Consider the following 13,693-nt stretch of genomic DNA (forward strand, 5'->3'; position numbering starts at 1 on the left):
GACATCATGCCGTGGCGGCCCGCCGGCCCACCCGGATCGCGCAGCGGGTCAGCCGGCCAGCTCCTGCAGCTCGGCCAGGTCGAAGACGTCCTCCTTGGCGGGGGCCTCGGGCGCCTCGACCGCGTTCCACTCGGTGAAGGTGGCGTTCGCGTCCACGTCCTCGTCCTCCGAGTTCACGTCCTCGAGACGGTAGAGGGTCGTGCTCTCCGGGTCGATCAGCATCGTCCGGCCGAACTCGTGGTGCTCCTCGGGCAGCGCGTACTTGAGGTACGTCCTGCCCTCGAGCTCCACCTCCTCGGCCTTCAGGTCCTTGCCGTCGAAGGCGTCCGCGGCGGGCATGTCCTCCTCGAGGTCGGACATGATCTCCTGGAGTGAGATGTCCATCTGCGCGGCCTGATCGGCGCTCGTCTTGATCCAGCGGTCGCCCACGAGGGTGGAGAACATGCCCATCTCCTGGGGCAGGTCGTCACCGTCGGCCTTGAGCTTGAAGAACACGTCGGCGTCCCGGCGCAGGACCTCGATGTCCATGGTGGCCGCCCCCATGTCCATGTTCATGGTGCCCTTGAGGTGGGAGTCGTCGGTGGCGCCGGCGAGGTCCACGTTCAGGGACTGGCTGGCGTCCGTGCCCAGGGAGGCGGAGGGCGCCGCCGAGGCCGACGCGTCGTCCTTCTCCTCCTCCTTGTCGGCGGCGGTGCCCTCCACCCTCAGGCGCAGGCTCTCGGCGTCCACGACCTTCTGGCGGATCTCGGGCCAGCTCTCGTCCAGCGTCGGGTCGGAGGCGCAGCCGGTGAGCAGCAGACCGGAGGCGGCGAGCATGCCGACGGCGAGGCGTGCGGGCGTCTTCATGGGGACTCCTTCACAGAGGTGCGGACGTGCCGGCGGCCGGGCACCGCCGGACGATGACCCCTCGACCGTCTCACGTCACCCCTGGCCCGTCAGGCCCTGAGGGGCGGCGAAGCTGCTGCTGTGCCGAACCTGTGCGGGTCAGCCGCCGGTGGCGCCGTCCTCGAAGATCTGCCCCACCGGGGTCTGCTTCTCCGCCTGGAACACATCCTCGGCACGGCCGTAGGCCCAGTACGCGCTCACCGACAGCTGTCGCCGGTCCACGCCGCGCACGTCCGTGAGGTACGCCCGGACGCGCTTGACCTGCTCCCGCTCGCCGTGCACGAACGCGTGCACCCGTCCGTCCCGCCACGCCGCGCCCTCGACGGCGGCGGCGAACCTCGTCGTCTCCGGGGTGAAGGGGCCGCCGCGGTGCAGCCAGCGCACCTCGACGCCGGCCGGCGCGGTCAGGGGCACCTCGTCCCCGGCGTCGGTCACCTCGATCAGCGCGACGCCGGCCGCCGCGGCGTCCGTGGCGGCGAGGTCCTCGAGGGCGGCGGCGATCGCCGGCAGCGCGGCCTCGTCGCCGGCGAGCAGGTGCCAGTCGGCGGTGGGGTCGGGCCGGTAGGCGCCGCCGGGACCCAGGAACGCGACCTGCTGCCCCACCGGCTCGGACGCCGCCCACGCCCCGGCCAGGCCACCGTCGTGCCCGGGGGCGGCGCCGCCGTCGGACGCACCGTGGACCACGAAGTCGACATCCATGGTGCGGGCGGCCGCGTCCATGTGGCGCACCGTGTAGGTGCGGCGGACCGGCAGCTGCTCCGGGGCGAGGCGCTCGCGGAGGGCGTCCAGGTCGTACGGGGGCTCGAGGCCGAGCGCGGGGTCGGCGAAGAGCAGCTTCACGTACTGGTCCGTGGCGCCCTTCTCCGCCCAGCGGGCATGGACGGCGTCGAACTGCTCACCGCCGAGGGTCAGGCGCACGAGGTGCGGGGTGAGCCGGCGGGCGGCCACCACGGTGAGGACGGTCTGGGGCCGGGCCATGCGGGCCTCCTGGGGTCGGGGCGGGGTCTGCGCGGGTACGCGTCCCCCACTCTCCCACGACGAGACGGATTAGCGCACGTCAGCGTGACGTTTTCCCGTGGCGTCGGGGTCAGCGGAACCGGGCCCCCCGGTGGTCCTCCGGCAGCAGCGGTCCCCCGCCGGCCACGTTCTCGCGCAGGGTCCGCCCCGCCTCGGGCTCACGCAGCAGGCCGCGCCGCCGCAGCTCGGGGCTCACGAGCCGGGCGAACCGCTCGAGGTCCGTCGGGCGCACGGCCGCCGAGATGTTGAAGCCGTCCACGCCCGTCTCGCGGTGCCAGCGCTCGAGCTCATCGGCCACGGTGGCCGGGGACCCCACGATCACCGGCCCCCGCCCGCCCACGCTCACGAACTCCGCCACCTCGCGCACCGTCCAGCGACGGTCCGGCGACTGGGTGGTGAACGCGGCCAGCGCCGTCCGCGAGGCCTCGCTCTCCACGTGCTCCAGCTCGGCGTCCGGGTCCAGGCCGGACAGGTCCACCCCCGTCCAGCCGCCGAACAGCGCGAGCGCGGACTCCACGTCCACGTGTTCGTGGTACTCGGCCAGCCGCGCCTGCGCCTCCTCGTCCGTGTCCGCGACGACGACGGTCACCATCGCCAGCACGCGGATCGCGTCCTCGGGGCGGCCGGCCTCCCGCAGGCCCTCGCGGGTCTGCTCGACGAACCGCCGCACGTGCGCCGTCGTCGGGCCGATGTAGAAGACCGCCTCCGCGTGCTCGAGCGCGAACCGTCGCCCCCGCGAGGACGCGCCGGCCTGGAACAGGAACGGGGTGCCCTGCGGCCCGGGGTGCGCGAGCGCGACGCCGGGCAGGCGCACGTGCGGGCCCTCCACGCCGATCGGGTGCACCTTCGCCGGGTCCGCGAACACCCCGGACTCGCGGTCCGCCACGACGGCGTCCCGCTCCACGGACCCCTCGAACTGGCGGTACATGGCGTCGAGGTAGGCGTCGGCGCGGTCGTAGCGCTCGTCGTGGCCCGGCTGCCGGTCCAGGCCGAGGTTGCGTGCGGCCGAGTCCTGGTAGCCGGTCACCACGTTCCATGCGATGCGCCCCTCCGTGAAGTGGTCCAGCGAGGTCAGCGTGCGCGCCAGCAGGTACGGCTGCTCGTAGGTGACGGACGCGGTGACGCCGAAGCCCACCCGCTCGGTGACGGCGGCCATCGCCGAGACCACCGTGAACGGGTCCAGCAGCGGCCACTGCACGCCGCCGCGCACCGTGGCGTCCACGCCGCTGCCGTGCACGTCGTACAGCCCGAGGATGTCCGCGAGGAACACGGCGGTGAACCCGCCCTCCTCCACGGTGCGGGCCAGGTCCGTCCAGAAGGACAGCCGGTCGAACTCGTGGGCGCGGGACTCGGGGTGCCGCCACAGCCCGGGCGACTGGTGCACGGGCGTCACCATGTCGAACGCGCTGAGGATGAACGGGGCGGGGGTCGCGGTCATCGGGTCTCCAGGGTCACGGGGGCACGGTCGGGGCGGGCGGTCACCGCGGCGGCACCGGGGGCGGCATCGACGGCCGGCCCGTCCGCCTGTGCGGCCAGGATGGCGGCGTCGTCGGCCACGAGGTCCGTCTCGGGGCGGGCCACGGGGTCACGGGCGAAGCGCGAGGCGATCAGCGAGAGCGTGGCCAGCAGCGTCAGGTACGCGGCGATCAGCCACGGCGTGTGGCCGCCGACCTCGTACAGCAGCGCCGCGATGAACGGGGCGAACCCGCCGCCCACCACCGTGCCGAGCTGATAGCCCAGGTTCACGCCCGAGTACCGCACGCGCACCGGGAACTGCTCGGCGAACCACGCGGCCTGCGGACCGTAGACGCTGTCGTGGGCCACGTTGATCACCAGCACCACGACGAGCGGCAGCACCGCCAGCGCGCCGGCATCCACGACGGCGAACAGCACCCAGCCCGCCACCGCCGTGAGCGCGTACCCGACCCGGGACACCCGGGCACGGCCCACCCGGTCCGAGACCGCGCCCCAGAAGGGGGTGCTCACCAGCCCGATGGCCGAGGCGACCATGATGGCGGAGACGAGGACGCCGTCGTCGGCGCCGCGGAGCACGAGGTAGCTGACCAGGTACGCGGTGACGAGGTAGTAGAGGCCGTTCTGGCCGAGACGCAGGCCGGCGGTCACGAGCACGGGGCGGGCGTGATGGCGCAGCAGCTCGACGACGGGCGCGCGGCTGACGGTCCCGGCGTCCCGGTGCACGCGGAACTCGGCCGAGTCCTCGACGCCGAGGCGGATGGCCAGGCCCACCACCACGAGCAGACCCGAGGCGAGGAACGGCAGGCGCCAGCCGAACGCGGCGAACTGCTCGTCGGTGGTGGCCAGCTTGACCAGGGAGAACGCGCCGGTGGCCAGGAGCATGCCGGCCGAGGAGCCGACCTGCGTGAACGAGCCGAACAGGCCGCGCCGGTCCGCGGGGGCGTGCTCCACGGACATCAGGGCGGCGCCGCCCCACTCCATGCCGGCGGAGAGGCCCTGCAGGCAGCGCAGCAGCACGAGCCCGGCCACCGCCCACCAGCCCGCCTGGGCGAACGTGGGCAGGACGCCGATGAGCATCGAGGCGCCGCCCATCAGCAGCAGCGAGATGACCAGCAGGGCCTTGCGGCCCACGCGGTCCCCGAAGTGGCCGGCCACGATCCCGCCCAGCGGGCGCAGCACGACGCCGACGGCGAGCGTGGCGAACGAGGCGAGGGTCGCCCCGAACGCGGTCTGGCCGGGGAAGAACTGCACGTTGAACACGAGCGCGGCGGCCAGGCCGTAGAGGTAGAAGTCGTACCACTCGATGGTGGTGCCGATGAACGAGCCGAGCACGGCCCGGCGACGGTGGGTGCGCAGGGTGCTCATCGGGCGGCCTCCCCGGAGGCGGGGGCGTCGGCGCCGAGGGGCGCGGAGGCGGCCGGGGCGTCGCCGATCGCGTTGAGGCCCTCGGGCACGGTGCCGTTGATCCAGAAGTCGCCGATCGCCCGGGCGCGGAACGCGATGGGATTGTGCGTGGCCACCGTCTGCGCGTTGCGCCAGTGCCGGTCCAGGCCCTTGGCGGTGCTCGTGGCGGAGGCCCCACCGGTGAGGAACAGCTCCTGGGCGGCGCCGAGGGCCAGCTCCGGGACGGTCACCTGGGCGTGCTCCACCGCCAGCTCGGCCCACGTGAAGGAGGCGGGCACCTCCTCGGGGGCGCCGGAGCCGGTGCGGCCGGCCTCGTGGTCCGCGAGCGCCGCATCCAGGGCGTCCGCCGCCGAGAGCACCGCGGCCTCGGCCGTGAACGCCTTGGCCGCGATCCGCCCGACGGCCTCCTGGATCAGCGGGTCCTCCCGGAACGGCAGGCCCAGGCCCGTGTTGAAGGTGCGCACGCGGACGGCCACGGCGTCGGCGGCGTCCCGACGGGCCGCCCGGGCGATCCCGGCGAGGACGGCGAGCAGGATGAGCTGGAACCACGCCGCCTCGTAGACCGCCTCGGCGCTGCCGGGTGCCCGGTCGAGCACGTCCTGCGGCGGCACGGCGACGCCGTCGAACACCGCGGTGCCGGTGCCGGTCAGGCGCTGGCCGAAGCCGTCCCAGTCGTCGTCCAGACGCACACCCGGGGCCTCCACCGGCACGACGGCGAAGCGCCGGCCCGGGGCCGGTCGCCCGTCCGCGTCGGTCTGGGCGGCGGAGACGCGCGTGTGCGAGGAGAAGATCGAGCCGGTCGCGTAGAACTTGGTGCCAGTCAGGGTCCACGGGCCGTCGCCCGCGGGTGCCGGGGTGAGGACCGTGTTGAGCGTGCCCAGCGCGTTGCCGCCCTTCTCGGTGGATGCGTTGCCGACCGTGGCGCCGGCCAGGATCCGGGCATGCCAGCGCTCGCGGACGGCCTCGGGCTGGAAGCGGAGGGAGTCGAGGAATCCCAGGTGCGAGCGGTAGAGGTGCGCGACGTTCGCGTCCGCCTCCGCCAGGTCGATCAGCAGGGCCACGGCGGTCCGCACGTCCACACCGGGCCCACCGGCCTCCGCGGGGACCCGCAGCGTGGCGAAGCCGGCCTCGTTGAGGGCACGGACCTCCTCGAACGGGAGGATCCGGCGGCGGTCGCGCTCGCGGGAGCCTTCGGCGATCCGCGCGAACACCGGGGCGAAGTGGCGGCGCAGGCCGGCCAGGTCGCGGGGCAGGTCTGCGGGGCGCTCGAGCGGCGGGACGGCGCCGAGCGGGACGGGCGTGGCGGCGGGCGGCGCGGACGCGTCCGTCGGGTCGGTGAGCGGCATGTCGATCTCCTCGGTCCGGAGGCGGGCGGCCCGCCGGGCGCGGTGCCGCGGGTCGTGGGGGTCGCTGGGTCGTATGGAGGCCCACGCTAGGAACGGTTCCGGGGCGGTGTGCCGGCGGCCGTCACATTCGGCGGGCCGGTCGCGGGGAGGGCTCCGGCCGGGGCCGGGGTGACGCGGCGCGGCCCTAGGCTGAGCCCGTGCGTCTCGTCCTGCTCGTCCTGCTCTCGCTGCTGAGTCAGCAGCTCGGCGCGTCCGTGGCGGGCCTGCTGTTCGACGACGTCGGCGCGTCCGCCATGGTCGCCCTGCGCGTGGTGTTCTCCGCGGCCGTGCTGCTGCTCGTCACCCGGCCGAGCCGCGCCGCCCTCGCCGGCCTGGGTCCCCGGGGGTGGGCCGCCGTCGTCGGGCTGGGTGCGGCCATGACCGGCATGAACCTGGCCATCTACGAGGCGTTCGCGCGGATCCCGCAGGGCGTGGCCGTGACGTTCGAGGTGCTCGGGCCGCTGGCGCTGTCCGTGGCGGCGCGGCCGTCATGGCGGTCGGCGGCGTGGGCGGCCCTCGCGCTCGTCGGGATCGGGGTGCTCGGCCGGGAGGGGTTCAGCGCGGACGGCGGGATCGGCGGCGCGGGGCTGGACCCGGTGGGGGTGGCGCTCGCGCTGGCCGCGGCGGCGTGCTGGGCGGCGTACATCCTGCTCTCCCGGCGTGCGGGGACCCATCTGCCGGGGGTGCAGGGGCTGGCCCTGGCGACGGCGGCCGGGTCCCTCGTGGCGCTGCCGGTCGGCGTCGCGACGGCGGGTACGGCCCTGCTCTCTCCCGTGGTGCTGGGCGTGGGACTGGCCGTGGCGCTGCTGTCCACGGCGGTGCCGTACGGGATCGACCTGCAGGTGCTGCGCCACATGCCGACCGCACTGTTCTCCCTGCTGACGTGCCTCTCGCCGATCGCGGCGGCGCTGACCGCGTGGGCCGTGCGCGGGCAGGAGCTCACCCCGCTGGACCTGGCGGGGATGCTGCTGGTGATCGCGGCGTGCGCGGCCGCCGTCTGGACGGGCCGGTCACCCGGTGTGGCGGGCGGGGGCCGAAGTTAGCCTGGGTCGATGACCCACCCGCCCCATCCCGTCCCCGCCGACGTCCCCGCCGCCGAGCGCGCCGCCCTGCGCCGTGGCCGGCTGCGTCCGTGGCTGCCGTTCCTGCTCGCGGCCGCGCTGTGCCTGGCGCTGCTGGGGTGGGCCCTCGTCGCCCTGCCGGGCCTGCCGGAGCGCGTGCCCACGCACTGGGGCGTCGACGGGCGACCGGATGCGTGGGAGGACGCCTCGTTCGGCACGGTGGCGACGGGGCCGCTGATCGGCCTCGGCATGACGGGGTTCCTGGCCCTGGTCTCCGCGATGGTCACTGCCCTGGTTCCCATGGATCCGGGGCTGTCCCCGTGGCGGCGCGTGCGCCAGCCGGGGGTGCACCGCGGGGTCCAGGCGTGCCTCGGGTGGTCGTGCGTGCTCATCGTGCTGGTGCTGGCCCCGACGACGGCCGAGGTGCTCGCCGCCGGGGCGTGGACGATGGCCTGGTGGCTCCTGCCCCTCACGCTGACCGTGCTCATGGTGGGCATCTTCCCGGCGATGCGGGCCGGCACCCGGCGGTGGACGCGCTGGGCGGACCGCGTCGCCGCGGACCTCGGGCACCGGCCCACGGCCGCGGAGCTCGCCGAGGACGAGGTGTGGACGCCCCTGGGGCTCAAGCGCGACCCCGAGGACCCGGCCGTCTTCCCCGCCAAACGCCCCGGCTACGGCGTGGGTGTGACGGTCAACCTCGCCACCCCGGCGGGCCGGTGGCTGGTGCGCGGATTCGTGGCGGTGTTCATCGTCGGCCTGCCGCTGGCGCTCTGGCTCGGCGCGTTCGCCGCGCGGTGAGGCGGACCGTGTCCGACGACGTCGCCGTCCGCCTGCTCCTGATCGCCGACACCCACATCCCGCGGCGTGCCCGCGCCCTGCCCGCGCAGGTGTGGGCCGGGGTGGCGCGGGCCGACGTCGTGCTCCACGCCGGCGACTGGGTGACCGAGGACGTGCTCGACGACCTCGACGCACGGGCCGCCCGGCTGGTGGGCGTGTGGGGCAACAACGACGGGCCGGGGCTGCGGGCGCGGCTGCCCGAGGTGGCGCGCGTGGAGATCGGCGGGGTGCGGATCGCGATGGTCCACGAGACGGGCCCGGCGGCCGGCCGCGAGCGCCGCATGGCCGCGGCGTTCCCGGACGCGGACGTGCTGGTGTTCGGGCACAGCCACATCCCGTGGGACACCGTGGCCGGCCCGGAGACCGCGAACCCGGGCCTGCGGCTGCTCAACCCCGGCTCCTGCACGGACCGGCGACGGCAGCCGGTGTGCACGCTGATGCGCGCGGTGGCGCGGGACGGACGGCTCGAGGACGTGGAGCTGGTGTCCGTGGACCGCACGCCGTGACCGACGGGCCGGCCGCTCCCCGCAACGCGGGTTGAGTTATCACCGGTCCAGGCGGCGCGCACCCGTGATAACTCAACCCGCGTCGCGCCGGGGCCGCCGTGTCCGGCGGGTCGGCCGCTCCTGCACAGCCACCACGACGACGGCGGCCCTCCCCAGGGCGCGTCGGTCCGGTCCGTCGCAGGGCCCGGGGGCGGCAGGCTCACCCCATGACCGCGCGCACGCCCCTGCCGTCCACCCTCGCCGCGGGCGCCTTCACGACGGCCGAGCTGCACGCCGCCGGCCTGCCGTGGCGCCGCACCCTCGCGGCAGACCTCGCCCGGATCTGCCGCGGCGTGCACACCGCGGGCATCCCCGACCCGTGCGCCCCGGACGGCGCGGCCGCGCTGGTCCGCCTCACGGGCGGGGTGGTCTCCCACGTCTCTGCCGCCCTCTGGCACGGACTGCCGCTGCCGCCCCGCCTCACGCGGCCAGCCGGACTGCACCTGACCTTCGACCGGTCCGCGCGCACGCACCGGACCGACCTGGGCGGCGTCGTCAGCCACCGGGTGCGACTGCCCTCCGACCACGTGCTCGAGCTTCCCGACGGCCAGCGCGTCACGACGGCGGCGCGCACCTGGTTCGACCTCGCCGGGATGCTCCGCCCCCACGAGGTGGACTGGCTCATCGCGGCCGGCGACCACCTGGTGTGTCCGCCGTGGACGCCGACGGGCCGGGCGCACCCCGTGGCCACCGTGCCCGGGCTGTCGGAGGTGCTCGCCCGCTGCCGTGGCCGGCCGGGTGTCCGTCTCGCACGTGCCGCGCTGGCCGAGGTGCGCGTCGGGGCCGACTCCCCGCCCGAGACCTTCCTCCGGCTCGCGCTGATCCGGGCCGGGCTGCCGGAGCCGGAGCTGCAGGTCGCCGTCGACCCGGCCGACCCGGCCTCGCCCGTCGTGGACCTCGGGTACCGGGGGGCGCGCCTGGCCCTCCAGTACGACGGCGCCGGCCACCGCACGGCTCAGCAGCAGGCGAGGGACGCCCGTCGGGACGCGTACTGCCTCGAGCGGGAATGGACGACCCTGCGCTGCACCTGGGAGGACCAGCGCGCTGGGTTCGGGCGGATCGTGGGGCTGGTCCGGCGTCGGCTCGCCCGCACGCGCTGATCCGCCCCCGCCCGTCCCGACGCGGGTTGAGTTGTCACGGGTCCAGACCAACGCGGGTTGAGTTGTCACGGGTCCAGGCCCGCGTAACCGGTGATAACTCAACCCGCGTTGCACGCCACCGGCCGGCCCCGCGTGACGCTCTGCGACGCGCCCACCCTGCACTCGGCGCGCCTCGCCCGGGACAATGGGTCGGACTGTCCCGAAGCCTCCATCGAAAGGACCCCCGTGGCTGACCACGAGTTCGGCTTCCGCACCCAGGCGTTGCACGCGGGCGCCGTCCCGGACGCCGTCCACGGCTCCCGTGCGGTGCCGATCCACCAGACCAGCTCCTTCGTGTTCGAGTCCGCCGAGGACGCCGCCAACCTCTTCGCGTTGCAGAAGTACGGCAACATCTACTCGCGGATCGGCAACCCCACGGTCGCGGCGTTCGAGGAGCGCATCGCCACGCTCGAGGGCGGCATCGGCGCCGTCGCGACGGCGTCCGGCATGGCCGCCGAGTTCATCACCTTCGCGGCCCTCGCCGGGGCCGGGGACCACATCGTGGCCTCCTCGAAGCTGTACGGCGGCACGATCACCCAGCTCGACGTCTCCCTGCGCCGCTTCGGCGTGGAGACCACCTTCGTGGACTCCACCGAGGCCGCGGACTTCGAGGCCGCGATCCAGGACAACACCAAGGCCGTGTACACGGAGATCGTCGCCAACCCCTCCGGCGACGTCGTGGACCTGCCGGGTCTGGCCGACGTCGCCCACCGGCACGGCATCCCGCTCGTGGTGGACGCCACGCTCACCCCGCCCTACCTGATCCGGCCGATCGAGCACGGTGCGGACATCGTGATCCACTCGGCCACCAAGTTCCTGGGCGGGCACGGCACCACTCTGGGCGGCGTCGTGGTGGAGTCCGGCCGCTTCCCGTGGGACAACGGCAAGTTCCCGTCCATGACCGAGCCCGTGCCCTCGTACGGCGGCGTGTCCTGGTGGGGCAACTTCGGCGAGTACGGGTTCCTCACCAAGCTGCGTTCCGAGCAGCTGCGTGACTTCGGCCCGTCCTTGGCCCCGCAGTCGGCGTTCCAGCTGATGATCGGCGTCGAGACGCTGGCCCCGCGCATGGATGCCCACCTCGCCAACGCCCGCGCCGTCGCCACCTGGCTGGACGAGGACCCGCGCGTCTCCTGGGTGCGCTACGCCGGCCTGCCCGACCACCCGCACCACGCCCGCGCGCAGCAGCTGCTGCCCCGGGGTGTCGGCTCGGTGTTCAGCTTCGGTGTGGTCGGCGGCCGCGAGACCGGCGCCGCGTTCATCTCCGCCCTGCAGCTGGCCAGCCACCTGGCGAACATCGGCGACGCGAAGACGCTCGTGTTGCACCCGGCCTCCACCACGCACCAGCAGCTCACCGCCGAGCAGCTCGTGGCCGCGGGCATCCCGGCGGACCTGATCCGCATCTCGGTGGGCATCGAGGACCTCGAGGACATCCTCTGGGACCTGGACCAGGCCCTGACCGAGGCCACCGGCCGCACCCGTGACGGCGCCGTCGTCCCCGCAGAGCAGGAGGCCTGAGCCATGAGCACCACCCACCCCGAGCGCACCTGGACCGGCCCCGGCGCCCCCGAGCGCCTGGCGATCCTGCGGCGCACCCGGTCGATCGCGATCGTCGGCGCCTCGGACAAGCCGGCCCGCGCGTCGTACTTCGTGGCCACGTACCTGCTGAGCTCGACCACGTACCACGTCTACTTCGTGAATCCCGTGCTCGCCGCGGCCGGCAAGGAGATCCTCGGCCACCGCGTGTATGCCTCGCTGGACGACCTGCCCGTCATCCCGGACCTCGTGGAGGTGTTCCGCAAGTCCTCCGACGCCCCCGAGGTGGTGGCGGACGCCGCCCGCGTGGGCGCCCGGACCGTGTGGCTGCAGCTGGGCATCTGGAACGAGGACGCCGCGCGTCAGGCCGGGGCCGCGGGCCTGGAGATCGTGATGGACCGCTGTGTGAAGATCGAGCACGCCCGCTTCCATGGCGGGCTCAACCTCGCCGGCTTCGTCACCGGCGTGATCAGCTCGCGGCGCCAGGAACTGGACCGCTAGGCGGACGACGCCCCGTGTCGGGCGTCGTCCGGCCCGCGTTGCGCACCCGCCGTCGATGGCGTGGGATGGTCCCATGACCTCCGAGCTCCCCTCCTCGTCCCTCTCCTCCGCCTGGACCGGCCGCACCGACGGCGACGCCCCCGAGCACCTACGCTGGCACCAGGTCGTCCGCCCCGCCGACGGCCGCGGCGAGCCCACGACGCCGCAGCGCCACCCCGGTGCCGGTGCTCCGACGTCGGGCGCGCGGTCCACGGCGCTCATCGGCTTCGCCTCGGACGAGGGCGTGCGCCGGAACCACGGCCGCGTGGGCGCCGAGGACGGCCCGGAGGCGCTGCGCGGCGCGCTCGCCTCGCTCGCGTATCTCGAGGGCACGGGCGCGCTCGTGGACGCGGGCGACGTGTCCGTGGACCGCGGAGACGACGACGCCCCGGGCGAGCTCGAGGCGGGCCAGGCCGAGCTGGGCACGGTGGTCAGCGGGCTGCTGAACGCCCACGACCTGGCCGTGGTGCTCGGCGGCGGACACGAGACCGCCTACGCATCGATCACGGGCCTGACCGGCTCCACGCGCGTGGGCGCGGGCACCCGCGTGGGCATCCTCAACCTGGACGCGCACTTCGACCTGCGCGAGGCGCCGCGGCCCAGCTCCGGCACCCCGTTCCTGCAGGCGCTGCGGGACGCCGAGGGGGCGGAGCATCAGCTCTCCTACGCGGTGGTGGGCATCAGCGAGGCAAACAACACCCGGGCCCTGTTCGACACCGCGCGCGAACGCGGGGTCACGTGGGTGACCGACGAGCAGGCCCAGACCGCCGACGTCACCGGCGTGCGCCGCTGGGTGCGCTCGTTCATCAACGCCGTGGACGTGCTCTACCTGACGATCGACCTGGATGTGCTGCCGGCCGCCGTCGCCCCGGGGGTGAGCGCACCGGCCGGCTTCGGCGTGCCGTACGAGGTGATCCACGCGTGCGCGCTGGAGGCCACCCAGTCCGGGAAGCTGGCCCTGGCCGACGTCGTGGAGCTCAACCCCGCCCTGGACGTGGACGGCCGCACGGCGAAGGCCGCGGCCCGGCTGATCCACACGATCGTCAGCCGTCACCGGACGGACGCGTCGCTGCTGGCCTGAGGCGGGCGGGGGTCCGTTCAGGCGCGGGGGCCGCGCGCGTCAGTGCCCCGCTGCCCACGGGGCTGGGGGCTCGGCGCTGCCGTGGGCCGCGCGTCGGGCGGCGTAGTCCAGCGCCGAGCGTGCCAGGAAGTCGTGCAGGGCCAGCACCCCGGCCCGGGCTCCTGCCGCGTCCCTCCGGGTCACCGCCTCCAGCGCCGGGACGTAGAACGCCCGGCCGCGTTCGACCTCGTCGGGCAGGCCCTTCGTGGTGGCGAGCCAGAACCGCCGGGAGAGCCCCTGGAGCGGGACCAGGGAGTCGGCGAGATAGCGGTTGTTCGCGATCGTGCGCAGGAGTTCGTGCGAGCGCCCGACGGCGGCGACGTACGCCGGCAGGTCCTCCACCGTGCGCAGGTGCCGCACGTGGGCCGCGACGGCGGCCAGCTGCTCCTCGTCCGCCCGCGCGCAGGCCAGTCCCACGGCCAGGGCCTCGAGCGACCGCCGCACCTCCAGCCTCTCCAGCTGGTCGTCCACGGAGATCGGGGGCACCTGCAGTCCCCGTCCCCCACCGGCCAGGAGCCAGTGGTCTCGGATGAGGCGCTGCACGGCCTCGCGCAGGGGTGTGCGCCCCGTCTCGGCGGCGTCGATGAGGTCCGCCTCGCTGAGGATGGCGCCCGGTGGCAGCTCCCCGGTCTCGATCTTCTGCGTCAGGCGGGCGTAGGCCTCCTCCGACTTGTTCATGGGCCCAGCGTAGGCAGTCATCTGCCCCCAATCCGTTTGATATATCCGGGATATGCGGCGTAGCGTGACCCAC

General features: G+C 74.8%; 13 protein-coding genes. 7 read left to right on the forward strand and 6 right to left on the reverse strand.

All coding sequences use genetic code 11. From position 1 onward, the window contains the following. Nucleotides 1–48: 48 nt before the first annotated feature. From O3T09_RS04005 to O3T09_RS04025, 5 genes are all read right to left on the reverse strand, one after another. Nucleotides 49–846 (reverse strand): hypothetical protein, encoded by a 798-nt coding sequence (locus O3T09_RS04005; protein ID WP_020621429.1) that lies wholly within the window; start codon nucleotides 844–846, stop codon nucleotides 49–51. A 138-nt stretch (nucleotides 847–984) separates the two neighbouring features. Next, the gene (locus tag O3T09_RS04010; RefSeq protein WP_020621428.1) at nucleotides 985–1,863 is read right to left on the reverse strand and encodes a siderophore-interacting protein; all 879 of its coding nucleotides are present in this window, start codon (nucleotides 1,861–1,863) and stop codon (nucleotides 985–987) included. Between the two features lie 109 nt (nucleotides 1,864–1,972). Next, on the reverse strand, nucleotides 1,973–3,340 hold the full coding sequence (locus O3T09_RS04015; RefSeq protein ID WP_020621427.1) for an LLM class flavin-dependent oxidoreductase: 1,368 nt from the start codon (nucleotides 3,338–3,340) through the stop codon (nucleotides 1,973–1,975). Beyond that, nucleotides 3,337–4,743: an MFS transporter gene (locus tag O3T09_RS04020; protein WP_070709836.1), complete on the reverse strand. Its 1,407-nt coding sequence runs from the start codon at nucleotides 4,741–4,743 to the stop codon at nucleotides 3,337–3,339. Before O3T09_RS04020 ends, O3T09_RS04015 begins: the two co-directional genes overlap by 4 nt. Continuing rightward, nucleotides 4,740–6,128 carry an acyl-CoA dehydrogenase family protein gene (locus O3T09_RS04025; protein ID WP_020624946.1) on the reverse strand — a complete coding sequence of 463 codons (1,389 nt, stop codon included), beginning with the start codon at nucleotides 6,126–6,128 and terminating at the stop codon, nucleotides 4,740–4,742. Before O3T09_RS04025 ends, O3T09_RS04020 begins: the two co-directional genes overlap by 4 nt. Nucleotides 6,129–6,325: 197 nt before the next feature. Between O3T09_RS04025 and O3T09_RS04030 the strand changes: the two genes are divergently transcribed. The 7 genes from O3T09_RS04030 (at nucleotide 6,326) to hutG (ending at nucleotide 12,903) form a co-directional block, all read left to right on the forward strand. After that, a complete protein-coding gene (locus tag O3T09_RS04030; protein ID WP_063189894.1) occupies nucleotides 6,326–7,210 on the forward strand; it encodes an EamA family transporter in 885 nt (294 codons plus the stop codon). Between the two features lie 9 nt (nucleotides 7,211–7,219). After that, a complete protein-coding gene (locus O3T09_RS04035; RefSeq protein WP_063189893.1) occupies nucleotides 7,220–8,026 on the forward strand; it encodes a DUF1648 domain-containing protein in 807 nt (268 codons plus the stop codon). Between the two features lie 8 nt (nucleotides 8,027–8,034). Continuing rightward, a complete protein-coding gene (locus O3T09_RS04040) occupies nucleotides 8,035–8,571 on the forward strand; it encodes a metallophosphoesterase family protein (RefSeq protein WP_041104447.1) in 537 nt (178 codons plus the stop codon). A gap of 206 nt (nucleotides 8,572–8,777) precedes the next feature. Then, entirely contained in the window at nucleotides 8,778–9,710 is a 933-nt protein-coding gene (locus tag O3T09_RS04045) for a hypothetical protein (protein ID WP_020624950.1), read from the forward strand. 225 nt (nucleotides 9,711–9,935) lie between these two features. Next, entirely contained in the window at nucleotides 9,936–11,264 is a 1,329-nt protein-coding gene (locus O3T09_RS04050; RefSeq protein ID WP_020625719.1) for an O-acetylhomoserine aminocarboxypropyltransferase/cysteine synthase family protein, read from the forward strand. A gap of 3 nt (nucleotides 11,265–11,267) precedes the next feature. Further along, the gene (locus tag O3T09_RS04055; RefSeq protein WP_020625718.1) at nucleotides 11,268–11,783 is read left to right on the forward strand and encodes a CoA-binding protein; all 516 of its coding nucleotides are present in this window, start codon (nucleotides 11,268–11,270) and stop codon (nucleotides 11,781–11,783) included. Between the two features lie 73 nt (nucleotides 11,784–11,856). Then, on the forward strand, nucleotides 11,857–12,903 hold the full coding sequence (gene hutG / locus O3T09_RS04060) for a formimidoylglutamase (RefSeq protein ID WP_020625717.1): 1,047 nt from the start codon (nucleotides 11,857–11,859) through the stop codon (nucleotides 12,901–12,903). A gap of 39 nt (nucleotides 12,904–12,942) precedes the next feature. Here hutG and O3T09_RS04065 read toward each other — a convergent pair whose 3' ends face one another. Then, a complete protein-coding gene (locus O3T09_RS04065) occupies nucleotides 12,943–13,620 on the reverse strand; it encodes a GntR family transcriptional regulator (RefSeq protein WP_020625716.1) in 678 nt (225 codons plus the stop codon). Nucleotides 13,621–13,693 lie beyond the last annotated feature (73 nt).

The organism is Micrococcus sp. H39-S4 (assembly GCF_027158145.1).
In the GTDB taxonomy this organism is placed as follows: domain Bacteria; phylum Actinomycetota; class Actinomycetes; order Actinomycetales; family Micrococcaceae; genus Micrococcus; species Micrococcus luteus.

Coding starts and splice junctions, on each gene's coding strand:
- O3T09_RS04045 (WP_020624950.1), top strand. CDS start 8,778: ATGACCGCGCGCACGCCCCTGCCGTCCACCCTCGCCGCGGGCGCCTTC.
- O3T09_RS04035 (WP_063189893.1), top strand. CDS start 7,220: ATGACCCACCCGCCCCATCCCGTCCCCGCCGACGTCCCCGCCGCCGAG.
- O3T09_RS04055 (WP_020625718.1), top strand. CDS start 11,268: ATGAGCACCACCCACCCCGAGCGCACCTGGACCGGCCCCGGCGCCCCC.
- O3T09_RS04005 (WP_020621429.1), bottom strand. CDS start 846: ATGAAGACGCCCGCACGCCTCGCCGTCGGCATGCTCGCCGCCTCCGGT.
- O3T09_RS04015 (WP_020621427.1), bottom strand. CDS start 3,340: ATGACCGCGACCCCCGCCCCGTTCATCCTCAGCGCGTTCGACATGGTG.
- O3T09_RS04065 (WP_020625716.1), bottom strand. CDS start 13,620: ATGAACAAGTCGGAGGAGGCCTACGCCCGCCTGACGCAGAAGATCGAG.
- hutG (WP_020625717.1), top strand. CDS start 11,857: ATGACCTCCGAGCTCCCCTCCTCGTCCCTCTCCTCCGCCTGGACCGGC.
- O3T09_RS04025 (WP_020624946.1), bottom strand. CDS start 6,128: ATGCCGCTCACCGACCCGACGGACGCGTCCGCGCCGCCCGCCGCCACG.
- O3T09_RS04010 (WP_020621428.1), bottom strand. CDS start 1,863: ATGGCCCGGCCCCAGACCGTCCTCACCGTGGTGGCCGCCCGCCGGCTC.
- O3T09_RS04020 (WP_070709836.1), bottom strand. CDS start 4,743: ATGAGCACCCTGCGCACCCACCGTCGCCGGGCCGTGCTCGGCTCGTTC.